General features: G+C 71.2%; 21 protein-coding genes and 1 pseudogene. 8 read left to right on the top strand and 14 right to left on the bottom strand.

Translation table 11 applies throughout. The annotated features are described in order from the left end of the window. Nucleotides 1-5 precede the first annotated feature (5 nt). The 4 genes from PV646_RS22860 to PV646_RS22845 form a co-directional block, all read right to left on the bottom strand. A complete protein-coding gene (locus PV646_RS22860; RefSeq protein WP_500345064.1) occupies nucleotides 6-371 on the bottom strand; it encodes a VOC family protein in 366 nt (121 codons plus the stop codon). Nucleotides 372-493: 122 nt separating this feature from the next. Further along, nucleotides 494-964: a MarR family winged helix-turn-helix transcriptional regulator gene (locus tag PV646_RS22855; protein WP_500344207.1), complete on the bottom strand. Its 471-nt coding sequence runs from the start codon at nucleotides 962-964 to the stop codon at nucleotides 494-496. Nucleotides 965-990: 26 nt separating this feature from the next. Beyond that, on the bottom strand, nucleotides 991-3,018 hold the full coding sequence (locus PV646_RS22850) for a xanthine dehydrogenase family protein molybdopterin-binding subunit (RefSeq protein WP_500344206.1): 2,028 nt from the start codon (nucleotides 3,016-3,018) through the stop codon (nucleotides 991-993). Then, nucleotides 3,015-3,485: a (2Fe-2S)-binding protein gene (locus tag PV646_RS22845; protein ID WP_500344205.1), complete on the bottom strand. Its 471-nt coding sequence runs from the start codon at nucleotides 3,483-3,485 to the stop codon at nucleotides 3,015-3,017. The genes PV646_RS22850 and PV646_RS22845 overlap by 4 nt, the downstream gene beginning before the upstream one ends. 64 nt (nucleotides 3,486-3,549) lie before the next feature. Between PV646_RS22845 and PV646_RS22840 the strand changes: the two genes are divergently transcribed. Further along, entirely contained in the window at nucleotides 3,550-4,539 is a 990-nt protein-coding gene (locus PV646_RS22840) for a hypothetical protein (protein WP_500344204.1), read from the top strand. A gap of 39 nt (nucleotides 4,540-4,578) precedes the next feature. Here PV646_RS22840 and PV646_RS22835 read toward each other — a convergent pair whose 3' ends face one another. The 3 genes from PV646_RS22835 to PV646_RS22825 form a co-directional block, all read right to left on the bottom strand. Then, a complete protein-coding gene (locus PV646_RS22835) occupies nucleotides 4,579-5,331 on the bottom strand; it encodes an ANTAR domain-containing protein (protein ID WP_500344203.1) in 753 nt (250 codons plus the stop codon). Nucleotides 5,332-5,608: 277 nt separating this feature from the next. Beyond that, nucleotides 5,609-7,078 carry an FAD-dependent monooxygenase gene (locus tag PV646_RS22830; RefSeq protein ID WP_500344202.1) on the bottom strand — a complete coding sequence of 490 codons (1,470 nt, stop codon included), beginning with the start codon at nucleotides 7,076-7,078 and terminating at the stop codon, nucleotides 5,609-5,611. Between the two features lie 192 nt (nucleotides 7,079-7,270). Continuing rightward, complete coding sequence (locus PV646_RS22825) at nucleotides 7,271-9,748, bottom strand: ATP-binding protein (RefSeq protein ID WP_500344201.1); 2,478 nt, start codon at nucleotides 9,746-9,748, stop codon at nucleotides 7,271-7,273. Between the two features lie 113 nt (nucleotides 9,749-9,861). On the opposite strand from PV646_RS22825, the gene PV646_RS22820 reads away from it, so the two are divergent. Then, nucleotides 9,862-11,811 carry a S8 family serine peptidase gene (locus PV646_RS22820; protein WP_500344200.1) on the top strand — a complete coding sequence of 650 codons (1,950 nt, stop codon included), beginning with the start codon at nucleotides 9,862-9,864 and terminating at the stop codon, nucleotides 11,809-11,811. A gap of 48 nt (nucleotides 11,812-11,859) precedes the next feature. Here PV646_RS22820 and PV646_RS22815 read toward each other — a convergent pair whose 3' ends face one another. From PV646_RS22815 to PV646_RS22805, 3 genes are all read right to left on the bottom strand, one after another. Beyond that, entirely contained in the window at nucleotides 11,860-12,360 is a 501-nt protein-coding gene (locus PV646_RS22815) for a DUF305 domain-containing protein (protein ID WP_500344199.1), read from the bottom strand. Next, nucleotides 12,360-13,406 (bottom strand): DUF1996 domain-containing protein, encoded by a 1,047-nt coding sequence (locus PV646_RS22810; RefSeq protein WP_500344198.1) that lies wholly within the window; start codon nucleotides 13,404-13,406, stop codon nucleotides 12,360-12,362. The genes PV646_RS22815 and PV646_RS22810 overlap by 1 nt, the downstream gene beginning before the upstream one ends. Before the next feature lie 157 nt (nucleotides 13,407-13,563). Continuing rightward, nucleotides 13,564-14,163 (bottom strand): TetR/AcrR family transcriptional regulator, encoded by a 600-nt coding sequence (locus PV646_RS22805; RefSeq protein ID WP_500344197.1) that lies wholly within the window; start codon nucleotides 14,161-14,163, stop codon nucleotides 13,564-13,566. Between the two features lie 129 nt (nucleotides 14,164-14,292). On the opposite strand from PV646_RS22805, the gene PV646_RS22800 reads away from it, so the two are divergent. Continuing rightward, nucleotides 14,293-15,093, top strand: a complete 801-nt coding sequence (locus PV646_RS22800) for an SDR family NAD(P)-dependent oxidoreductase (RefSeq protein WP_500344196.1) — start codon at nucleotides 14,293-14,295, stop codon at nucleotides 15,091-15,093. On the opposite strand, the gene PV646_RS22795 is transcribed toward PV646_RS22800, so the two are convergent. Next, entirely contained in the window at nucleotides 15,090-15,650 is a 561-nt protein-coding gene (locus PV646_RS22795) for a TetR/AcrR family transcriptional regulator (RefSeq protein WP_500344195.1), read from the bottom strand. The two genes, PV646_RS22800 and PV646_RS22795, sit on opposite strands and share 4 nt — an antisense overlap. Nucleotides 15,651-15,707: 57 nt before the next feature. Here PV646_RS22795 and PV646_RS22790 point away from each other — a divergent pair, with 57 nt between their 5' ends. Then, nucleotides 15,708-16,487, top strand: a complete 780-nt coding sequence (locus tag PV646_RS22790; RefSeq protein WP_500344194.1) for an SDR family NAD(P)-dependent oxidoreductase — start codon at nucleotides 15,708-15,710, stop codon at nucleotides 16,485-16,487. A 64-nt stretch (nucleotides 16,488-16,551) separates the two neighbouring features. Here PV646_RS22790 and PV646_RS22785 read toward each other — a convergent pair whose 3' ends face one another. Together PV646_RS22785 and PV646_RS22780 are read right to left on the bottom strand one after the other, a co-directional pair. After that, entirely contained in the window at nucleotides 16,552-17,835 is a 1,284-nt protein-coding gene (locus PV646_RS22785; protein WP_500344193.1) for a cation:proton antiporter, read from the bottom strand. Between the two features lie 87 nt (nucleotides 17,836-17,922). Beyond that, a complete protein-coding gene (locus PV646_RS22780) occupies nucleotides 17,923-18,294 on the bottom strand; it encodes a nuclear transport factor 2 family protein (RefSeq protein WP_500344192.1) in 372 nt (123 codons plus the stop codon). 108 nt (nucleotides 18,295-18,402) lie between these two features. Between PV646_RS22780 and PV646_RS22775 the strand changes: the two genes are divergently transcribed. After that, nucleotides 18,403-19,359 carry a helix-turn-helix transcriptional regulator gene (locus tag PV646_RS22775; protein ID WP_500344191.1) on the top strand — a complete coding sequence of 319 codons (957 nt, stop codon included), beginning with the start codon at nucleotides 18,403-18,405 and terminating at the stop codon, nucleotides 19,357-19,359. On the opposite strand, the gene PV646_RS22770 is transcribed toward PV646_RS22775, so the two are convergent. Further along, nucleotides 19,344-20,327, bottom strand: coding sequence for a helix-turn-helix transcriptional regulator (locus tag PV646_RS22770; RefSeq protein WP_500344190.1), 984 nt, complete (start codon nucleotides 20,325-20,327; stop codon nucleotides 19,344-19,346). The two genes, PV646_RS22775 and PV646_RS22770, sit on opposite strands and share 16 nt — an antisense overlap. 62 nt (nucleotides 20,328-20,389) lie before the next feature. Here PV646_RS22770 and PV646_RS22765 point away from each other — a divergent pair, with 62 nt between their 5' ends. From PV646_RS22765 to PV646_RS22755, 3 genes and pseudogenes are all read left to right on the top strand, one after another. Then, the gene (locus PV646_RS22765; RefSeq protein ID WP_500344189.1) at nucleotides 20,390-20,851 is read left to right on the top strand and encodes a VOC family protein; all 462 of its coding nucleotides are present in this window, start codon (nucleotides 20,390-20,392) and stop codon (nucleotides 20,849-20,851) included. Nucleotides 20,852-21,035: 184 nt separating this feature from the next. After that, nucleotides 21,036-21,863 (top strand): hypothetical protein, encoded by an 828-nt coding sequence (locus PV646_RS22760; protein WP_500344188.1) that lies wholly within the window; start codon nucleotides 21,036-21,038, stop codon nucleotides 21,861-21,863. 58 nt (nucleotides 21,864-21,921) lie between these two features. Further along, a pseudogene (locus PV646_RS22755) lies at nucleotides 21,922-23,130 on the top strand (hypothetical protein); the annotation flags it as partial.

Raw genomic sequence — 23,130 nt, 5'->3', positions numbered from 1 at the left:
AGCCGTCAGGACGTCGTCAGGCAGAAGGGGTGTCCGGCCGGATCCAGGAGCACCCGCCAGCGGCCGTCGCCGGGCTGGTGGTCCGGTTTGGTCGCGCCGAGTTCCAGCGCCAGCTCTTCCGCCGCGTCGAGGTCGTCGGCGCGGAGGTCCAGGTGGAACTGCTGGGGCACGTCCTGGCCTGGCCACCGCGGAGCGCGGTAGCCGTCGACCCGCTGGAATCCCAGGTCGCAGCCGGAGCCGTCCGTCAGAGCGACGAAGTCCTCCGAGCTGAAGAGTTCGCGCATCCCGGTCAGCGCACCGTAGAAGCCCGCCAGCTTGCGCGGGTCGGCGCAGTCCAGAGTCACGCCTCGCAGTCGAGCCGCCGGCACCAGTCGCTCCTTCGCGTCCGGCGGCCACCGTACGCGCCACACCCGTCGCCGCAGTAGCGGATTTCGGGCTGGTCCGTGTCCCGCAAGTCTCGTCCGGCGAGAGACGCGGCTTGCGGGGACAGGGACTAGTCCTCTGTGGACGCCGCCGCGATCAGTGCGATCAGCTGCTGCCGGAAGTGTTCGTAGTCCTCGACGGCCCCGAGCAGCGTCTCGGACTCGCGCTCCTCACGGCGTGCGGCGGCCAGGGCGCGGCGGCCGGACGGGGTGATCTTCACCGACGTCCGGCGGCGGTCCTTGGCGTCCTGGCTGCGCACGACGTGGCTGCCTCGGTCCAGGTGCTCGATCGTGCGGCTCATGGTCTGGTCGGTGACCCGGCAGAGCACCGCCAGTTCACGCTGCGAGCGCGGGCCGTCGGCCAGGTGGTGCAGGGTGATCATGCCGGCGTGCGTGAGGCCGCGGCCCGCGAGGAAGTCCTCGAACCGCTTCTCCACCACGCGTGCCGCCACCGACAGCAACCTGCCCGTCGGCCACGAGGCGACGTCCGCGCGCATCTGGTCCGGGCGGTGGGTCACCGCCGGCTCGTCTACCTCGGCCACACCTCCATCATCCCAGAGCCGCCCGATCACCCCACGTCGGTCCCGAATGGCATGCTGGTCACGGGCGTGTCGCCGGCTATCGCCGCCGCGATGGCCGCGGCAGCGGGTGGGTACGCGAGTTCGCCGAGGCCACCCAGCGGGGCGTCCGACCGCACGATGGTGACGTCGATTTCGGGAGTTTGACCGATTCTCGCCCACCGGTAGTCGCCGAACGACGACTCGGCGACGTGCCCCTCCCGGACGGTGATCTGCGCACCGAGCACAGTGGACAGCGCGTCGACCACACACCCCTCGACCTGGGCGCGTACGCCGGACGGGTGCAGCGCCACGCCGACGTCGACGGCCGCGTGCACGCGCAGCACCCGGCGTGACTCCGGCTCGGCGACGGCGATCACCGCGATCGCGGAGCCGTACTCCTCCAGACAGGCGACACCCCGTGTGGTGCCACGCGCGGGCGGGCTGCTCCAACGGGCGCGGTCGGCGACGGTGTCCAGCACCTTGTGCAGCCGGGAGCCCGCGGGCAGGAGCTTGCGGCGCAGCGCGACCTGGTCGAGGCCGGACCGCCTGCCGATCTCGCTGAGGAAGTTCTCCTCGGCGTAGACGAACTGGCCGGCGTAGACGGATCGCCAGAACCCCGTGCGCAACGGCGCGGGCCGCACGACGACCGAGACCTCACCGGGCACGGCGTACGGGAAGTGGTCGCCGCTGGCCTTGATCAGGGCAGGGTTGGAGAAGATGGGGAGGACGGTCAGGCCCCAGGTGGCGACCTCGTGCGCACGCCGGATGGGCACACCATCCGAGCCGATCTCGGCGGACAACCGGTGCACGGACATCGGCCGATACGAGTCATGACGCGTGTCGTCGGCCCGGGTCCACAACACCTGGACCGGCGCGCCCGCCCGTCGTGAGCAGGCCACCGCCTCCAGCACCGGGTCCGGTTCGATCCGCCGCCCGAACGCTCCGCCCGACGCCGTCGCCTCCACCCGCACGGACGCGGCGGGCACGCCGAGCTGGCGGGCCAACAGGGTGCGCAGCGAGCCGGGGTCCTGCGTCGGTGCCCAGATGGTCACACCATCTGGACGGACGTGGGCGGTGGCGTTCATCGGTTCCATCGGCGCGTGCGCGAGCAACGGCATCGAGTAGACCTGCTGAACGCCGTTGATCGGGCCCTGCGCCGGCAGCGACGCGCGGAGATCGGCCAGCCACGCCCGGCTGTCCGCGGTGGGCGTGCCACCGCGCCAGGTGATCTGCAGCGCGTCGCGGGCCTTCAACGCCTGATGCGTCGACTTGGCGATGACCGCGACACCGCCCTGCCCGTCGCCCGGCGCGGTGAGCGTCAGGACGTCGACCACGCCCGACATGCCACGGGCCGCGGTGTCGTCGATCGTGTCGGGAACCGCGCCGATCCACGGCGGGCGGGCGACCACGGCGACCAGTCCACCGGGCGGCCGGGAGTCGATGCCGTACCGGGTGCGACCGGTGACGACGTCGCGGGCGTCCACGCGTCCACCGCGGGTCTTGCCCAGCAGCCGCCACTTCTCCGGCGGCGTGAGCTCGACGGGGACGGTGGCGGGATCGAGCGCGGCCGCACCGCGCACGAGCGCCCGGTAGGGGAGCCTGCCCCGGCGCGGATGGCAGACGAAGCCGTCCCGGGCGGCGCACTCGGCGACCGGCACGTTCCAGCGCTGGGCGGCGGCGGTGACGAGCAGGCAGCGCGCGGTCGCGGCGGCCGTGCGGATCGGCGTCGAGAGCTGCCGCACCGACGTCGAGTTCGCCACGCCCTGCGAGCCGAACCGTTCGGTGTCACCGTGCGCCTGCTCCAGCGTGACCTCGCGGGCCTCGACCGCCAGCTCTTCCGCGACCATCAGCGCCACGACGGTCCGCACGCCCTGACCGGTGTCGGGGCGGGGCACGGTCGCGGTGATCCGGCCGGAGTCGTCCAGCCGCACGAACACGTTCGGCGCGAGTCCCCCGGCGGCGAGCGCGGGGACCGGGACCGCCACGACCAGCGCGCCGATTCCCGCGCCGCGCAACAACGTCCGCCTGCTGATCATCGTTCCTCCCGCATGATCCGGCTGGCCCGGCGCACCGCGTCGCGGATGCGGGGATAACTGCCGCACCGGCACACGTTGTCGCGCAGGGCTTCCTCGATCGCCGCGTCGTCGGGGTCGGGGTCACGGGCGAGCAGTGCCGCCGCGGCCATCACCTGGCCCGGCTGGCAGTACCCGCACTGCGCCACGTCGAGCTCCCGCCACGCGCGCTGCACCGGGTGGTCGCCGTCGCGCGACAACCCCTCGATCGTCGTGATCCGGGTCTTCACGCTGTCGGCCGCCGTGCGCACGCACGGTCGAGCGGCCTCACCGTCCACATGGGACGTGCAGGCGCCGCACAGGCCGACCCCGCAGCCGTACTTGACCCCTGTCAGTCCCAGCTCGTCGCGCAACACCCACAGCAGGGGAGTGTCACCCTCGACGTCGACCTCGCGCCGTTCACCGTTGACGCGCAACGAATATCGGGCCACCGCGATCCCTCCAGATTGCTCAGCGCGCTGAACGTATCACGCTCGGCCGTGCATAATGCTCAGCATGCTGAACAATCTGCGGCGGTCCGACAGGGCGGTCCTGGTGTGGGGTGTGGCGGCGAGTGCGCTGATCACGGGCCTGGTGTGGCTGCTCGGCCAGCGACTGCACGGCATCGCGTTGCTGCCCGACCAGGGCGCCTCCTGGTACTACTGGAAGCTGCCCGACCCGACCTTCTGGACCAGGGCGTCCGCCTGGGTGGGCTACGCGGCGCACCAACTCGTGTCGTGGGGCCTGATCTACTACGCGCAGACCCGCATCCGGCGCTACACCACCGGCCTGCACCGCATCAACGTCATCGCCCTCGCCGCGAACGGCGGGTTCATCGCCCTGCACGCCCTGCAGACCCAGCTCTTCTACGACGGCATCGCCCAGGACGTCTCGATCTTCAGCTCCCAGGGGTCCGTGGTCCTGCTGCTGGTGGTCGTCCTGCTGATGGAGAACCGCCGCCGCGGACTGGTGCTGACCTGGTCCGCGCCGATCTCCGCCCAGGTCGTCGGCTTCGCGCGCCGCTACCACGGTTACCTGTTCAGCTGGGCCGCGATCTACACGTTCTGGTACCACCCGATGGAGTCGTCGAGCGGGCACCTCATCGGGTTCTTCTACATGTTCCTGCTGCTGGTGCAGAGCAGTCTGATGTTCACGACATCCCACACGAACCGCTGGTGGACGCTCACCCTCGAGCTGCTCGTGGCCGTGCACGGCACGCTCGTCGCCGTGATGAACTCCGGCCCCAACGGGATGTGGCCGATGTTCTTCTTCGGTTTCGTGGCGATCTTCGTGCTGACCCAGATGCACGGCGTCGGGCTCAGCGCGGCGGTGCGGTGGTGGATCGGCGGCACGTTCGTGGTGGCGGCGCTCGCGGTCTACTCCTGGCGCGGCCTGGGCAAGATCGACGAGGTCGTGCGGATCCCGTTGATCGAGTACCTGCTGGTCGCCGTGCTCGCCGTGCTGATCTGGGCGGGTGTCCGGCTGGCGCGCGTCGGGCGGTCGTGACCGGGCCGCGTCATCTCACCGGTCACGCCACCCCGCGGGTCATGGCTTGGTCACCGACGCGATCAGCTTCGTGGCCACGTCGCGCAGCTTGACGTTCGCGCGTTGCGACTGCTCCACGAGCATCCCGAACGCGTCGTCCGCGTCGCAGGTGTGCACGGCCATAAGTACGCCCTTGGCCTGCTCGATGACGGCGCGCGACGCGAGGGCCTGCTCCAGGTGCTTGACCTTCCCCTGCGAGTGCCGCCACCGCTGGGAACTGGTGATCGTCGCGGACGCGGCGGCCGTGAACAGTCGCATGAGGCCCTCGTCGAACGGGTCGAAGGCCGTCGCCTGGTAGCTGTAGACGTTGAGCGTCCCGACGTGCCGCGCCTCGGTGTCGTTCGACGCGGGGAGCACGACCGGCACCGACAGGTACGCGCAGACCCCGGCTCGCGCGGCGGCGGCCTCGAACTCCGGCCACAGGTCGCGGTGCTCACCGATCACGGCCCGCACGGGCGTGAGCGCGCGGGCGGAGTCCAGGCACGGCCCGCGGCCGGACTCGTACTGCTGCTCGTCGACCGTGACCAGGCGCCGGTCGGTGGCGGCCGCGGTGTGCGGCCGTTGCCCCGTGACCACGGACACGGTCACCGCGTCGGCGTCCGGAAGGGCCCTGGCCGCCGTCTCCGCGACCCGCTGCAGCGCGTCTTCCAGCGATTCCTCACCGGTGAACGCGTCGTGCAGTTCCGTCAGCGCCTCGGTGGTCTCGTCCAGGCGAGACACCGGGTCTGGACGTTCCTCGTCGACCGGTCTCATCGATCCTGTCCGAACATGATCCGCCATGCCGCGGCGCCCCTCACTCTGCGTTGGAGTCCACGGCGCCGGCTGCTTGACGCACGTCCAGGGCATCGTACGGCCACCGGCACCATGCCGTCGCGACCCACCACGCCGGAACCGGCGCCGGCGACGGGTCGCTGCAAGGTCTCAACTTCCCGTGCCGGCACCGGCCGGACCGCCCGAGGGAGGTCCTCCGTGCGAACACGCGCGTGTTCGGCGTTCTGTCAGTACCCCGCTGGTGCGGAACTCACACGGTTCAGTGCGAACTCGTGAGCCGGCCGGACGACCGTTCGCCGGGCGAGGGCCGGCTCGGGCCGAACCAGCGGGCCAGGTGGTCCTCCAGGTCCCGCTGGCGCTCGCCGATCCAGGCGACGTGACCGTCGGGACGCAGCAGAAGGGCCGGCACGTCCACCGCCGCCGTGGGATCCGCGACCAGATCGACCCGATCCGCCCATCCCGTGACGGACAGGCGTTCGGTGCGGTCGAGCAGCAGACCCCGGCCCTGCCTCAGGTGGTCGAAGAGGCGGCCCTGCACCAGGGCGAGGTCGCGCAGACGGCGGCCGAGCAGGTCGGGGCCCGGACCGAGGTCGTAGCGGATGCCGAGCGCGGTGATCTTCTCGATGAGGTGCCGGTTGACCTCGTTGATGTCCATCAACGAGGTGAGCAGCCGGCGCACGGCCCGCGCGCCCGGTTCGTCGGCCGCCAGCGCTACCTGGGCACGGGTGTTGTCGAGGACGTCGGCGGCGACCGGGTGGCGTTCGGCGTGATAGGTGTCCTGCAACGACTCCGGGGCCCAGCCGCGGACCTGCGCGGCGAGCTTCCAGCCGAGGTTGACCGCGTCCTGCACGCCCAGGTTCAGGCCCTGGCCGCCGGCGGGCGGGTGGATGTGCGCCGCGTCGCCGGCGAGCAACACCCGGCCGGTGCGGTAGCTCTCGGCCTGGCGGGTGGCGTCGCCGAAGCGGGACAGCCAGCGCGGGGAGTGGACGCCGAAGTCGGTTCCGGCGAGCGCGCGCAGGTGCTGTGCGAAGTCGTCGATGGTGGGCTCGGCGCGGTCCTCGCTGAGGCCCGTGACCGGGATGACGACGCGGTAGATCCCCTCGCCGAACGGTGCGAAGGTGAACGCCTTGCTGGTCTCGCGGAGCTCGGCGGCCCTGGCCGCGATCTCCTCCGGCGGGGCGCTCGCCTCCATCTCGCCCATGAACGTGTCGTTGCGTGAAGGTTCGCCCGGGAAGCCGACGCCGAGGAGTTTGCGCACTGTGCTGCGTGCGCCGTCGCAGCCGACCAGGTACCTCGCTCGCAGCCGTTCGCCGTCGGCGAGTTCGACGGTCACACCCTCGTCGTCCTGTGCCAGCCCGGTCACCGCGCACCCGCGCCGGACCTCCGCGCCCAGGGCGACGGCGTGGTCTTCGAGCAGGCTCTCGACGACCGGCTGCGGGATGCCCAGCAACGTCGTGAAGTCGGAGTCGAGGCCCTCGGGCGTGGGTTTCGGGATACCGGCGAACGACCCACCGACCGGCCGCTGCCGCCCACGTTCCAGGAAGCGGTCCAGCAGTCCGCGCATCGCCATGATCTCGAGGCTGCGCGCGTGCAGGCTGACTATCCGGACGAACGACGAGGCGGGCTCGGCCTCCTTCTCCACCACGAGCACCCGCACGTCGTGCAGCCGGAGTTCGGCGGCCAGCATCGCGCCGGCCGGGCCGCACCCGGTAATGATCACATCGAACACGAACCACCCATTTTCGCAGGTCCTGGCGTCGGCGGCCCAGTGTGGAGCGCACCGGTGGGTGCCGCAACCGATATTCGTCCCGAGGGAACGGCAGGATGGCCGGGTGATCGACGACCCGGCCGGATGCCCAGGACATCCGGCGCGTCGACGCCGTGCTGACCGACGTGCCGCGCGCGGTGCTGTGGTCCGGCGCTACGCGGGCTGACCGGCGAGCCCGTCGACGAACGCGGTGAGCGTCGTGTCGTCGAACGCACGGCCGATCTCGAAGTGCTCGGCCCAGCGGTCCTGACCGAGCACGGCCGACGCGACGGCGACCGAGTGGTCCCGCGCGCCGGTCGCGAACGGGGTGATCTTCTTGCGCCGCAGGCGATCGGCCGCTCCCAGCAGGACGGTGGCGGCCGCCGGGTCGCGCGCGCAGAGGTACCGCGTGTGCAGCTCCAGGGCCTCCGCCACCGCGTCTCGGTCGCGGGTGGTGTGGCTGAGCGAGATCCGAAGGGCGCCGGCCAGCTCTCGCCACGCCGCCTTCGCGTCACCGAGTCCGTGCCGGACCACGCTCGCCCGCAGGTGCACCGTGGCCTCGACGCGGTCGTTTCCGTTGCCACCAGAGGATTGTGCGAGCAGGCGGTCGGTCCGTCGCAGGGCCGCGGATGACGCCGCGTGGTCCTCGCCCAGCGACGCCAGCGCCGCGGTGCACTCGGCGAACGCGGCCAGCAGGGTGTGGCCACCGGCCGTGAGCGGGGACACGGCCTCGGCGGCCCGGCTGACCGCGGTCGCGGTGTCGCCCAGGTCGAGTGCCAGGAAGGCGAGGTTGAACAGCGTGCGGCCGAGGTCCACCGGTCCCGTGCCGGCGCGTTTCTTGGCCGCCAGCGCGGCTTCCAGTTGCCGGAACGCGTCCTCGGGGCGGCCGATCTCGGCGAACACCGACGAGAAGTTGTTGAGCACACGGCCGAGCATCGCGTCGTCACCGGAGCGCCGGGCGGCGACGAGCGCGGTGCGCAGGTGCGTCATGGCCGCGCGTGGCTTTCCCTGTTCCACCGCGACCAGGCCGAGCAGGCTCAAGGCGGCGGTGCGCGTGCTGTAGTCGGTCTCCGAGGCCGCGGCCAGCGCCCGCCGCGCCGTTTCGGCGGCTCCCTCCAGGTCGCCCCGCAACGCCGCCAGCTGGCCCGCCCTGACCAGCAGCACCGGGAAGTCGTCGGCACCTGCCTGGCTGAGCAGTTCCGCGCCCTCGCCCAGGCGGCCGGTGGACTCGTAGTACCGGACCAGCGCGATGGCGGTGTCCGCGTCGAGCCGGGCCGGCTCCTCGGAGATCGCCCAGCGCACCGAGGCGCGGATGTTGGCCGCATCCAGCGGACCGAAGACCGTTGACCCGTCGCGCAGTCGGTCCAGGTAGTGCGACGCGATCCGCATGCGCACGTCATCTCGTTCACCGGAGGCGCAAAGCCGTTCCTCGGAGAGTTCCGCGACCGTGTCCGGCAGCGTGTACCGCGACGAGCCGCCGTCCGGGGTGATCCGCACCAGGTTGATGTCGACCAGTTCGGTCAGCTCCGTCAAAGACCGTCCCAGTACCGATTCCAGGTCGTCCAGCCGGACTCCGCCGTCGAACCCGCCCAGCCGTCCGAACGTGGCCCGCGCGCCTGGGGTGACCAGTTCCAGCGTCGCCTCCACGGCCGCGCGCAACGAACGGTGCCGTGCGGGAAGATCGCGTGCGCCGTCGGTGAGGTACCGCAGCCGGTGCGTGAGTCGCTCGGCCAGGTCCGCCGGGCGCATCAGCCGCACCCAGCCGGCCGCCAGTTCGATCGCGAGGGGCAGGTGGTCCACCTTGCGGCAGATGGTCTCGATCGCCGCCGCGGTGTCCTGGTCGACGGTGAACTCCGGGCTGGCCAGCTGAGCACGGCGCACGAACAGTTCGGCGGCCGTGTCAGGAGGTAGTCCTGCCAACGCGAGTACCCGTTCGTCGCGCACCCGCAACGGTCGCTGGCTCGTGACGACCACGGTCAGCCCGGGACAGCGGCGGGGCAGCGCGGCGAGTTCGGCGGCGGCGTCCACCAACTGTTCGAACCGGTCCACCACCAGCACCACCCGCCGGTCCCGCAGGTGCGCGGCCACCCTGTCCTGCGGTGCCAGCCGGGACGGGCCGCAGCCGAGCGCGTCCGCCACGAGATCACCGACCAGCGCGACGTCCGTGACGGCGGACAGGTCGAGGGTGCTCACCACCAGATCGGTGCGGCCGTGCAGCAACACGGCCAGTTCGGCGGCCAGGCGCGACTTCCCGGCACCCGCCGGGCCGGTGATCGAGACGAGCCGGTGACGTGCCTGGAGAACGAGGTCCAGCATCGACCGCAGTTCACCGGACCGCCCGACCAGTCCGTCGGTGCCCGGTGGGGCGGAACGGGCGGGCGCGGAACGGGCGGGCGCCGACCGCGGGCGTGCGGCGGCGAGGAACGCGGTGAGGTCGTCGCCGGTGAGCTTCAGCGCCGTGGCCATCAGCCGCACCGACTGCGACCGCGGCACCCGCCTGCCCTGTTCCAGATCACGCAGCGCGCGATCGCTGATCCCGCTGAGCTTCGCGAGTTCCACCTGGCTGAGCGCGGCGTTCGCCCGATGGCGGCGCAGCAGCTCGGCGAACGCGGACTCCTCCGGCGGCACCGGCCGACCGTAGCGGAAGTTCACCGGAAACTCCGGCGGTTTTCCTCACCACCACCCGTTTCCGGCAGTCATCGTCGTGCCACGGACGTCGGGGGACATGTCCGCGGGAAGTACCTGATTTCGTGGGGAGGACGGAATTGTCGTACTCATCAAGACGGGTGGTGCTCACCCTGGTCGTCGCGGCGATCGCCGCCGCGGGGCTGAGCACGCCCGCGATGGCGGCTCAGGGGGAGATCCGCGTCGGCACGGGGGCGAAGACCATCGACGGCCGATATGTCGTGGTGCTCAAGGAAGGCGCCACGGAGAAGGCACGCACGACCGAGACCGTGGCGGACATCGTTACCAAGAACGGTGGCGGTGAGGTCGGGGAGACGTGGCAGCACGCGCTGCACGGGTTCTCCCTCGGCGCCGGCGAGACGACCGCCAGGCGGATCGCGGCGGACCCGAGGGTCGCCTACGTCGAACAGGACGCGGAGATCACCGCGGACACGACCCAGCCGACGCCGCCGGCGCTGTGGGGTCTCGACCGGCTCGACCAGATCACCGGCCGGTCCAACGGTCAGTACGTGTCCAGCGGTTCCGGTGCGCGCAACGTGCGCGCGTACGTGATCGACTCCGGCATCCGCACGACGCACACCGACTTCGGCGGCCGTGCGAGCTGGGGCACCAACACCTCGGGGGACGGGAACAACACCGACTGCAACGGCCACGGCACGCACGTGGCGGGCACGATCGGCGGCACGACCCACGGCGTCGCGAAGTCCGTGCGGCTGGTGGCGGTCAAGGTCCTCACGTGCAGTGGTTCCGGCACCACCACCGGCGTGGTCAGCGGGGTCGACTGGGTGACGCAGAACGCGGTGCGCCCGGCCGTGGCGAACATGAGCCTCGGCGGGGGTGCCAGCGCCGCGCTCGACGCGGCGGTCGAGGCATCGATCGCCACGGGCATCACGTACACGGTCGCCGCGGGCAACTCGAACCGCGACGCCTGCACGACCTCACCGGCCAGGACGCCGAACGCGATCACCGTCGGTGCCACGGACCGCGACGACGTGCGGCCGACCGACTGGGTGAGCGGTGGCAGCAACTTCGGCACCTGCGTGGACCTCTTCGCCCCCGGCGACGACATCACGTCGGCGTCGAACGGCAGTGACACCGCGACCAGGGTGCTCAGCGGCACCTCGATGGCCGCACCGCACGCCGCCGGTGTCGCCGCGTTGCAACTGCAGCGCAGCCCGAACGCCTCGCCGACCTCGGTGTGGTTCGCCATGGCGTTCGTGGGGTCCAGGAAGGACGTCGTGGTGAACCCCGGGTCCGGATCGCCGAACCTGCTGCTCAACTCGCGCTCCACCTTCGGCGGGCCGGACGGCGACTACAACGACGACCAGCGCACGGACACCACCGTGTGGCGTCCGTCGACCGGTCAGTGGTTCGTGCGCAACGTCAGCACGACCCAGTGGGGTCAGCAGGGCGACGTCCCGGTGCCGGGCGACTACAACGGCGACGGCGTGTCCGACGTCGCGGTGTGGCGTCCGTCCACGGGGCAGTGGTTCGTGCACGGCCAGTTCACCGTCACGTGGGGCGTGCCGGGCGACATCCCGGTGCCGGGTGACTTCAACGGTGACCAGATCACCGACGTCGCGGTGTGGCGTCCGTCGACCGGGCAGTGGTTCGTGCACGGTCAGTTCACGCAGCAGTGGGGCCAGCAGGGTGACGTCCCGTTGCCCTTCGACTTCGACGGTGACGGCGCGGCTCAGGCGGCCGTGTGGCGTCCGTCGACCGGAACCTGGCACTACATCGGGATGTTCGGCGTCGTGGTGTCCGTCCCCTGGGGACAGAGCGGGGACGTGCCGGTGCCCGCCGACTACCAGGGCGACGGCGGCTTCGACCTCGCGGTGTGGCGCCCGTCGACCGGCGAGTGGCACGTTCGCGGTGTCAGCAGGGCGACGTCCCGGTGCCCGGCGACTACAACGCCGACGGGGTCGGTGATCTCGCGGTGTGGCGTCCGTCGACCGGGCAGTGGTTCGTGCGCAACCAGTTCAGCGTCGCCTGGGGTGTGCAGGGCGACAAACCGCTGGCGTCGTAGGTAGCCGACCGGTGCCGTCTCCGGAACTCTCCGGGGACGGCACCGGTCGTGCTCATGTGAGCAGCGCCAGGAACTCCGCGCGCGAACTGTCGATGCGCGCGCTCAGTTCCAGCAAGGGTGTGCTCTTGCCCGAGGCCGTCTCCGCACGCGCGACGGTGCGTGCTTCCTCGAACTGCGTGCGCAGCAACACCTTCAGCTGCTGGTCGAACTCAGGGCCCTGGGCGTACCCGACCGCGGCCAGTTCGGCGGCCGTGATCATGCCCGGCATGTCGTGCCCGTCGTGCTGGTCGCTCTCCGGACGGCCGGTCCGCGCGAGCAACGCCCGCACCTGCGCCAGTTCGTCGCGGTAGCGGGCCTCGACCTGGGCGGCCACCGGACGCAGTGCGGAAGGCCGGTCCGCGGTCAGGGCGAGGGCGGCGAGCGCGGACTCGTTCTGCGGGATCACCAGGTCCGCGAACGCCTGGTCGGTCGGGCCGAGCTCCGCCGGCAGAGCGTCAGCCGGCGCCGCGCAGCCCGTCACCACCAGGAGGGCGGCGAAGAGGAGGGCTCGCACTAGGGGCGGCCGTCCGGCCCGCACTTGACGATCCGGTTGATGCAGTCGCGGACTCGTTGTGCCATCTCGGCTTCCGGCCAGACGTTGAAGAAGTCGCCGTGCATCGTGAAGCCGGGACCGGAGGACAGCTTGAACCGGGCGGGGTCACCGCTCGCCGGGTATCGCAGGACCTGGCGCAGCTTCGGCACGGGCACGGGGTGCGTCGTGGGGCAGTCACCGGCGACCGGGTACGCCATGTGGCTCTTGTGGTCGGCGGAGTCGAGGTCCTTGCCGTTCCAGCACTGCGGGAAGTCCAGATAGGACTCGATCATCGTGCCGGCCGGGCAGTTCACGAAGTCCTTGGACGAGCCGACGTGGCCCGCGTGCAGGCACGACCAGCGCGACCGCGTGCTGTCGTCCGGCGCGGTGGCCTTGGCGTTGCCCGCGACGATCCGCAGCCCGTACGGCAGCGGCTGGATGCGCGCGGTGACGTCGTCGCGCACGCCTTCACCGAGGTAGTAGAACGTCGTGCCGGTCGGTTCGACGGGCTGGCCGTCGACCAGGAACGTCGGCACCCAGTACGAGGAGAGGTCGACCTTCGGGCTGCACGTGCTCTTGGCCTTGCTCAGGCTCGTGACGTCCGAATGGGCGTTCGTGGAGTCGTTGCCGAAGAAGCTGTGCATGTGCGAGGCGCCGGGGAGGCTCGGCAGGACGATCGGGTCGTCCGGGAGCCGGTGCGTGAAAGGGCACTCGGCGACGAACTCCGCGACGCGCACCGCGTTCGGAGGGATCGGCTCCTGCGGCTTCGTCGGAGCGGCGGCGGCCTTCGTCGTCTCGGCGGGAGGGGCGGGAGGGGCGGGCGTGCCGGCCGGAGGGGGCGTCGTGGTGCCCGCGGTGCCGGTCGACGGGGACGTGGCCGCCGGTGAGGAGGTCTGGCTCGCCTGGGGCTTCGCGGGCGGGGTGAAGAACATCGCGTTCGCGGTCACCGCGGACGCCGCGACGCCCGCCACGGCGAGGGCGGCGATCCACACGCGCCGCCGCAGCTTCGAAGAGGTGGCGAGGGGCATTGAAATCCTTTCGGGCAGGGTGATCCGGCGCGGTGAGGACGGTGGTCGCGCCGGATCACCAGGACACCTCACGTGCCGGTCAGGGTTCTTCTGACCAGGAGATGTCCCGGGAGCCCGGGGATAACAGAAACTTCGCGGAGGTTTTCCGGAGGCCCGTCTACTGAGGACCGGGCCCGCCGAGCGCGCCCAGGACCGTCGAGACCTGGAGGTCGGTGCGCGCGGCCGTGTCGTCGCCGTCGCCCAGTTCCGGCGCGCCGGGCGGGAGCTGGTGCACCACGTCGAGGATCGCCAGGTAGACGCGCAGGCACCAGGACGGGCACGCCGCGGTGATGGTGCCGGCGGCGTGCAGGCGGGAGAACAGCAGCTTCGCCCCGTCCTGGACCTCGTCGCTGAGGAACCCGTGGCCCGAGTTCGTCCCGTTCACGACGTCGACGATCAGCCGGTGGCTGAACTTGATCTCGATGACGAGCTCGGTGACGCGGTGCAGGGCGATGAGCGGGGGAGAGGTGTCGACCCTGGCCTCCCGCATCGCGCGCCGGTACTGCTCGTCGAGCTGCGCGAACAGCGTGTCCAGCAGTGCTTTGCGGGACGAGAAGCGGCGGTGGACGGTGGCGCGGGCGAGCCCGGCCTCGTCGGCGATCCGTTCCAGCGACGCGGTCGGATCCTCGGCCAGGACGATCTTGGCGGCCTCCAGGATGCGCACCACGTTGCGCTCGGCGTCCGCGCGAACGGGACGGGGCGGGGTGGGCGCGCTCATCTGACCTCCAGGGTGGTGACCCAGCCTAACGATCAGCATAAGTGCGACAGCAAGGTCTCGCTTGTTGACACAAGTGAGACTCTGGTGTTGCATTTATGGAGTTGAAGCCGAACCGCAGGAGTGGGAACCATGGATCTGAAGCTCACCGGCAAGCGCGTGCTCGTGACGGGCGCCAGCAAGGGCATCGGCCTCGCGGTCGTGCAGGCCTTCCGCGCCGAAGGAGCGCTGGTCACGGCGGTGTCGCGGCGCAGCACGCCCGAACTCGAAGCGACCGGCGCGACGTTCGTGGCCGCCGACCTGTCCACGCCCGACGGGCCGCGGCGCATGGTCGAGACCGTCCTCGCCGCCGACTCGAGGCTCGACGTGCTGGTCAACAACGCGGGTGGCGGCACGTTGCCCGAGGGGTCCATCGGCAACGTCCTGGACGGTGACGACGAGATCTGGCACGACGTGTTCGAGATGAACCTGCACTCCGCCGTGCGCGTCACCCGAGCCGCGCTCCCGGCGCTGCTCGAGGCCCGCGGTGCCATCGTCAACATCAGCTCCGACACCGCGCGGCGCATCGGTGCCCCCGGCGCCACTCCGCTGCCCTACGCGGCGGCCAAGACCTCGCTGAACATGTTCACCAGGGCGCTGGCCGAGCGGGTCGGGCCGGAGGGCGTGCGGGTCAACGCCGTCTCGCCGTCGCTCACCCGCACGTTCAGCATCGCGGGCGACGGCGGCTACATCTCGCAGGTGGCCGGAGCCTTCGGTGTCGAGCACGCGACGTTGCTGGGCGGGCTGCCGAAGGAACTGGGCATGCTGACCGGCCAGATGATCGAGCCGGACGAGATCGCCCGCGCGGTGCTGCTGCTGTCGTCGCCGACGATGCCGAGCGTGATGGGGTCGAACTGGTCCGTCGACGCCGGCTCCACCAAGGTCGCGGTCTAGGGGAGCAGCACCTCGAAGAGCTGCCGCAGGGTGTTTTCGAGGGTCTCCTCGTCGGTCGCGTTCAACGCGGTGCTGCCGATCACCTTGCGCAGCAACCAGAATCCCGCGATCACCGACAGCACCACGGCCGCGCGGTCGGTGCCGCGGGTCTCCGGCGCCACCTCGTGCAGGTGCGCCTCGACGTGTCGTTCGATGTTCTCCCGCAGGATCTCGGCGGCGCGCGGGTTGGCCGCCGACCTGAGCATCAGCAGGAACGGCGAGAGGTCGTCCGCGGTGGGTGAGGTGCGGCGGACCAGTGCGGCGGCGATGTCGCGGGCGAGGGTCGCCGGGTCACCGCCGAGCACCGTGCGGTCGGCCATCGACACCTCCACGACCTCGGTGAACAGCCCTTCCTTGGAGCCGAAGTAGCGGTTGACCAGCATCGCGCTGACCCCGGCCGCCTGGGCGATCTCGCGGACCCCGACCCCGTCGAAGCCGAACCGGGTGAACGCCTCGACGCCGGCTCGCAGGATCGCGGCTCGGGTGGCGGTGGCATCTCGGCGGTGTGCGGAACTCATGTATACGAGTGTAGACTTCGAAGTGAAGTATACGACTGTAGACATGTGGAGAACGTGGTGGAACTGAACCTGAAGGGCAAGCGAGCCCTGGTCACGGGCTCGAGCTCGGGCCTCGGCGAGGCGATCGCACGACTGCTCGCCGCCGAAGGAGCGGATGTCGTCGTGCACGGCCGGCACGAGGCCCGCGCCCGGGCCGTCGCGGCGGACATCGGCGCCGCCGCGGTGGCGATCGGCGACCTCGCGACCGACGCCGGTGCCGACGCGGTCGCCGCCGTCGCCGGCGAGATCGACGTGCTGGTCAACAACGCCGGCGGGTACGCCCACACCGGCTGGGAGGACGCGGCGCCGCGGGAGTGGCGGGAGATCTACGAGGCCAACGTGATCTCGGCGGTCCGGATGATCCAGCGCCTCGTGCCCGGCATGCGGGCCCGCGGCTGGGGCCGGGTGATCCAGATCGGCGGCGGCCTCGGCTCCCAGCCGATCGCGGTCCAGCCGCACTACAGCGCGACGCTGGCGGCACGGCACACCCTCGCGGTGTCGCTGGCGCGCGAACTGAAGGACACCGGCGTCACGTCGAACGTGGTGTCGCCCGGCGCGATCATGGTCGACTCGGTCGAGGCGTGGCTGACGAAGCAGGCGCCGGGCAACGGGTGGGGCGAGACCTGGCAGGAGATCGAGCGCAACGCCGTCTCCGCGCTGGTGCCCAACGACGTCGGCCGGTTCGGCCGTCCCGAGGAGATCGCCGGAGCGGTGGCCTACCTCGCGAGCCCGTACGCCGACTACGTCAGCGGCGCGACGATCCGGGTCGACGGGGGCACGGTCAGGTCGGTGGTCTGACGGACCGGCCCCTGTCGAGTCCGATGTGGACGCTCGGCGGGGATCAGCCGGGCGACGGGAGTGCTCACACGTGGGTGTCGGCGGGTTCCTCGTGCCGCGCCTCGGCCTTCCGCTGCCGTTTCCGGTCGAGCAGCCACATCACGGGGGACGCGGAGAAGCCGTGCAGGAGGATCGAGCCGATCACGACGAGCCCGACGATCTGCCACAGCGCGTCCTGCTCGGGGAACTCGCCCTTCTGCAGGGCGTAGACGAGGTAGAACAACGACCCGACGCCGCGCACGCCGAAGAACGCGACGACGGTCCGTTCGCGTGGGCCGGTCTTGCCGCCGAGCAGGCCGATCCACCCCGCGAGCGGCCGCACGATCAGCAGCACCACGGCGGCGACGAGGATCTCCTTCCAGCCGACGCCGGACAGCAGCCCGGTGGCCGCGGCGCCGCCGAGCAGGAAGACGATCAGCACGGTGAGCATGCGCTCGGCCTGCTCGACGTAGCGGTGCAGGACCTGGTGGTAGCCGTGGCGGCGTTCGCCCGACCGGATCGCGCACGCGCACACGAACACCGCGATGAACCCGTAGCCCTCGACCAGTTCGGTGATCCCGTAGGCCAGGAAGGTCGCCGCGAGGGCCACGAAACCCTCCGCGTGCTCGGCCAGGCGGAACTTCTCCGACGGTGCCGAGAAGAACAGCTTGCCGAGCGCCCACCCGATGAGCAGGCCGACGGCGACGGCGGCCGCGAGCCGCCAGAGCACGTCCACCGCGAGCCAGTGCCCGAGCCACCCCGACGGCGCCACCCCGGCGACGCTGATCGCGATGGCGGCGTAGGTGAACGGGAACGCCAGTCCGTCGTTGAGGCCCGCCTCCGAGGTGAGCGCGAAGCGGGCCTCGTCCTCGTCGGACTCCGGGTTCTCGGTGGGCTCGGCGACCTGGACCTCGCTCGCGAGCACCGGGTCGGTGGGCGCGAGCGCGGCGGCGAGCAGCACGGAGGCCCCGACGCCGAGGCCCAGCGCGCCCCAGCCGAGCAGGCCGACGGCGAGCATCGACAGGGGCATGGTGATGGCGAGCAACCGCCAGGTGCTCGCCCAGCCGCGCAGGCTGACCTGCCGGTTCAGCGCGAGGCCCGCGCCCATCAACGAGATGATCACGCAGATCTCGGTCAGGTGCAGGAGCACGCCGCTGTGCTCGACGGGGTCGGGATCGGGCAGCGGGCCCGCCACCGTGAACGTCAGGGCGCCCGCGCCGAGGAAGAGCATCGGCATCGAGATCGGCGCCTTGGCGAGCAGCCGGGGGAGCAGCGCGGCGGCGAGAGTGGCCAGACCCGCCCCGGCGTACAGCAGCGGTCCTGGATCCACCGTCGGCCTCCTGTCGAAGAACTGACCAGGTACCCGTCTGGATGACCGGCAAACGGGCTGGCCGAGTCCATTGAGGACCCGGACCGGTCAGCCCTGGGCGGCGCGGGCCGCGAGTATCGGCGACATGTCGAACACGCTGATCACGTGGCTGATCTTGCCGTCCGTCACGGTGAGGTGCTCGGCGCCGTGCAGGTTCCGCACGAACGGCAGGTCGACGGAGTACACGGTCACGGCGCGGGTGTCGTGACCGAGCACGTCGAGGACCTCGCCACGGAGCATCCTGCCCACGAACGGCGCCAGGAACCGGCGGTAGCCGTCGATGCCCTCGATCCGGCCGGAGGGGGCCTCGCAGACGACGTCGTCGGCGACCAGGCTCAGCGCCTTCTCGGCGTCGCCGCTGGTCCAGGCCTGGACGTAGGTGCGGGCGATCGACGCGGCGGCACCGGTGGCAGAGGTCATGAACGTTCCTTTCCAACGCCGGATCACGCTCATCGCGACCCGATGACCGAAGTCTCGCCCGCCTTATATGACATCTTCTGTCATGTACGGAGAGGAGATTCCGGAACCATGAAGTCGGACCGCCTGCTCTCGATCCTGCTGCTCCTGCAGACCCACGGGCAGCTCTCCGCGGCCGGCCTGGCCGCGCGTCTGGAGGTCTCCGCGCGGACGATCATGCGCGACTTCGAGGCGCTGTCGGCGGCGGGCGTGCCCGTCTACACCGTCCGCGGCCCTCAGGGCGGCATCGCCCTGCTGCCCGGTTACCGGACCGACGTCACCGGCCTGACCGCGGACGAGTCCCGCGCGCTGTTCGTGGCGCTGTCCGGGTCCGCGCACACCGACCTCGGTCTCGGTCACGCCCTCGGCTCCGCGCTGCGCAAGGTCATGGCCGCGCTGCCCGCCCCGCACCGGGACGGCGCCGACCTGACCAGCAGGCGCGTGCTGATCGACCCCGTCCGCTGGCGGGGCGCGCCGGGAGCCGCGGATCTGGACGTCTTCCAGCGGGCCGTGTTCGCCGACCTGCGGTTGCGACTGCGCTACCGGCACGGCCGCGACAACCGGGTGCGCACCTACACGGTCGATCCCTACGGCCTCGCGAACAAGGCCGGCGTCTGGTACCTGGTCGCCGACCACGAGGGTGAACCCCACCTCTACCGCGTCGACCGGACCCGGTCGGCCGTCGTCCTCGCCGAACCCGTCCGGCGCCGCCCCGGTGTGGAACTCGACGACGCGTGGGAGGCCCTGCGCCGCCGCATCGACGACCTGCCCTCCCCGGTGGCCGTCACGGCGCTGGTCCAGGACGACGTCCTCGCCTTGTTCCTGCGCGTGCACCAGGCCGAGATCGTGGACACCGGCCCGGCGCCGAAAGCCGGATGGAGTCAGGTCGGCCTGCGTTTCCGCTCGCTGCGCAACGTCGAGACCCTGCTCGCCTTCGGGGCGGGCGTCGAGGTGCTCACCCCCGGCGAAGCGCGCCAGGCGCTGGCGCGGCAGGCCAGGGCGATCGCGGACCTCTACGAATCGGGGTGAACCGCGGCACGGGCGGCGCGCCGGGCCAGATCGGCGAACGCCTCGCGCAGCGCGGGCGGTCCGACCACCTCGACGCCGGCGTCGAAACGGGCCAGCTTCGCGGCGAGCGCGGCCCAGGACCACGCGCCGGTCAGCAGCCTCGTGCGGCCGGGACCCGCCTCCTCGGCGGTGTCGGAGCCCGCGAACGGCGCCACCTCGGCGAGGGGCCGGTCGAGGACCACCTCGCCGCGGCACGGCCAGGCGTCGGCGCCGTCCGAACCCTTGAACCGGGCGGACAGGAACGCCGCGACGTCACCGCCGGGCACCTGCCGGGGCGTGAAACGCGGTCCGTTCGGCACGCGGAGCGACATCCGGTCGGCGCGGTAGGTCCGCCAGTCCTCGCGGTCCGGACTCCACCCGACGAGGTACCAGCGGCCCGCGCGGACCACCAGGTGGTGCGGCTGCACCCGGCGCGGTGGCCCCTCGGGGTCCGGGCGGCCGGGGGAGCGGTAGTCGAACCGCAGTTCCTCGCAGGCGCGGACCGCCGTGCTCAGCGCGAGCAGGAGATCGGTGTCCACCTGGGTGCCGCGCCCGGCCGGTTCGACCTCCAGCGCGTCGACGCGCTGCCGCAGCCGGGACGGCAGGACCTGGCGCACGGTGGCCAGGGCCCGCGCGGCAGCCTCCTCGATGCCCGCGCCGGTGCCGACGGCGATCTTCAGCGCCACGGCGAGCGCGATCGCCTGGTCCTCGTCGAACAGCAGCGGCGGCACCTGGCTGCCGGCTTCGAGCCGATAGCCGCCGTCGGGGCCCTTGACCGCGTGGACCAGGTAACCGAGCTCGCGCAACCGGTCGACGTCACGGCGCACCGTGCGTTCACTGACGCCGAGGCGCTGGGCCAGGTGCAGGCCCGGCCAGTCGCGGCGGACCTGCAGCAGCGACAGCAACGACAGCAGACGTCCCGAGGTGGTCGTCGACGCGGCGATGGGCATGGATTGAGGTTCTCACAAGTAGCGGACGTTCCCTGTCCGCTACTGCTGACAGAGTCGCTCTCATGGCACTCAACGCAGCACCCCACCTCAACTTCCGCGGCCAGGCCAGGGAGGCCCTCGAGTTCTACCGCTCGGTCTTCGGCGGACGGCTCAACGTCGTCACCTATGGCGACTTCGGCATGCCCGCCGAGGTCCCCGGCGCGGGCAACGTCGTGTTCGGCGAGGTCGTCGCCGAGAACGGGTTCCGCGTTCTCGCCTACGACGTTCCCGGAGCTACCGAGCCGCTCCCGGCCGGTGAGCCCACGACCCGCCGCGAGAACGGCACGACGATCACCGAGGAGCGCTTCTTCCTGTCCGTCGGCGGCGACAGCGTCGACGAGCTGACCCCGATCTGGGAAGGGCTCGCCGACGGCGCGACCGTGATCGAGAAGTTCGGCCCCTCGCCGTTCTCGCCCGGCTTCGGGATGCTGGCCGACCGGTTCGGCGTCACCTGGATCGTCTCCGTCGCGACGAACCCGGGCTGAGTCACTGTGAGTTGACATCTAGTGCGGCGAAATATGTCGCAAAGTAGTTGGAAATAGATGTTTTGATTTATTTTGTGCCGCTGATCTGCGACGAAAGAATTCCTCCACTTTCGAGTGAACCGGCTACTGAAGGACTCCGAATACACGGATGACAGGTGCTGATTCGTCGAAAGGGGGTGATTACATGAAGTCGACATGTTCCACGGTTCTACGGCGGACGCTCGGCGTGGCCGGGTTCCTCATCGGGTTCGGTCTGCTCTCCGCGGGAGTGGCGAGTGCCGACGACGACGCGCCCGGCCTGCTGGGCGGCGTCGCCGGTCTCGTCTCCCCGGTGACCGAAGCCGTCTCCCCGGTGACCGGCGCGCTCGTGCCGGTGACGAACGCGGTCGCGCCAGTGACGCGTCAGGTCGCCAAGGTGGCCGAACCGGTTCTCAGGCCGGTGTTGAAGGCCGCCGAGCCGGTGACCGAACCGTTGCTGGCACCGCTGGCACCGACGGTCGATTCCGTCGTGCGGGTGGCGGGTCCGGTGCTGGAACCACTTCAGCCCGTGACGGCGCCACTGCTCACCCCCGTGGTGAGCACGGTGCAGGACCTGCCGGTGGTGCCGCGGATCGCGGAACCGTTGGTGGCACGGCAATCCGCTCCGGCGGACGTGCCGCCGGTCCCGTCGCTCCCGGACGCGCCCCAGGCCCCGGCCGTCGTGCCGGAGGTGCACGCTGTGGTGCCGTCCGGCTGGGCCGCGGTGGCAGTTCCCCCGCAGCGGCACCAGATCTCCGCACCTGACGTGGCGCCACCGATCGAGGCGCCGCAGCAGCAGCCGCTGCCCGACGTGCCCTTCGCACTGCCCGGCACGACGGGATCGGTCTCGTCGAACGGATCGGCGAGCACGGCGGTCGCGGATCTCCCAGCGGGCTCGGGGGTTCACACGCACGACGGGTCGCTCGTCGTGGGTCCGGACCACCAGGTCCACGGGTCGTGGTGCTACTACTACGGCCGGAACCATCCCAGTTGACCAGTCCTGACAACCAAGCCGGCAGATCACCAAGCTTGTTTGACAGGAAGGTTCGGCAATGCACAGCTACGTACGGCGCGGCCTGATGGCCGCAGCGTTCTCGGGAGGCTTCCTCCTGTTCGGAACGGCGATGGCAAGCGCTGACACCGGGGGCAACGGTCTCCTGGGCGGCGTCGGCGACGTCGTGCACTCGGTCGTGAACGGTGGCAACGGCGGGAACTCGGGCAACGGCGGCAACGCCACGAGCTCGAACAACGCCACGTCCGGCAACTCGGGCAACTCCGGGAACTCCGGCGCCACCGGTGGCAACACCGCCTACGGCGTCTGCGTGCTGGCGGAGTGCCACACGAACGTGAGCTCGGGCGACTCCGGGAACACGGGCGCGACGGGTTCGACCGGCGACGCCTCCAACCACAGCAACACCGTGGGCGGCAAGTCCGGTGCCGCGGGCAACGGTGGCGACGCCACCGCGGCCGGCCGCAGCCAGAACACCGGCGCGACCGCGGGCAACGGTGGCAACTCGGGCAACGGTGGCAACGCCACCAGTTCGAACACCGCGCGGTCGGGCAACTCCGGTAACTCGGGCAACTCGGGTGACACCGGTGGCAACAGCGCCTACGGCGTCTGCGTGCTGGCGGAGTGCCACACGAACGTGAGCTCGGGTGACTCCGGGGACACGGGCGCGACGGGTGCGACCGGTGACGCCTCCAACCACAGCAACACCGTGGGTGGGAACTCGGGTCCCGCCGGTGACGGCGGCGACGCGAAGGCAGTGAGCAAGGACCAGAAGTGGAGCAAGCACGGCAACAACGGCTCCACTGAGGCCACCGCGGGCAACGGCGGCAACTCGGGCAACGGTGGCAACGCCACCAGCTCGAACAACGCCACCACCGGGAACTCGGGCAACTCCGGGAACTCCGGTGACACCGGCGGCAACAAGGCCGTCGTGCGCTCGACCGGTTCGGACAAGGGCCACGGGAAGTCCTGGAACAGCACCAAGTCCTGGACGACCGTCACGTCGGGCGACTCCGGCGACACGGGTGCCACCGGTTCGACCGGTGACGCCTCCAACCACAGCAACACCGTGGGTGGCAACTCCGGCCCGGCCGGTGACGGCGGCGACGCGTGGGCAGTGACCGAGCAGGGCAAGAAGTCCTGGAACCACGGCAAGTGGAGCAAGCACGGCAACAACGGCTCCACTGAGGCCACCGCGGGCAACGGCGGCAACTCGGGCAACGGTGGCAACGCCACCAGCTCGAACAACGCC

The organism is Streptomyces sp. ID05-26A, assembly GCF_033794685.1.
Taxonomy (GTDB): Bacteria; Actinomycetota; Actinomycetes; order Mycobacteriales; family Pseudonocardiaceae; genus Lentzea.
This window is presented reverse-complemented; position numbering and strand designations above follow the sequence as displayed.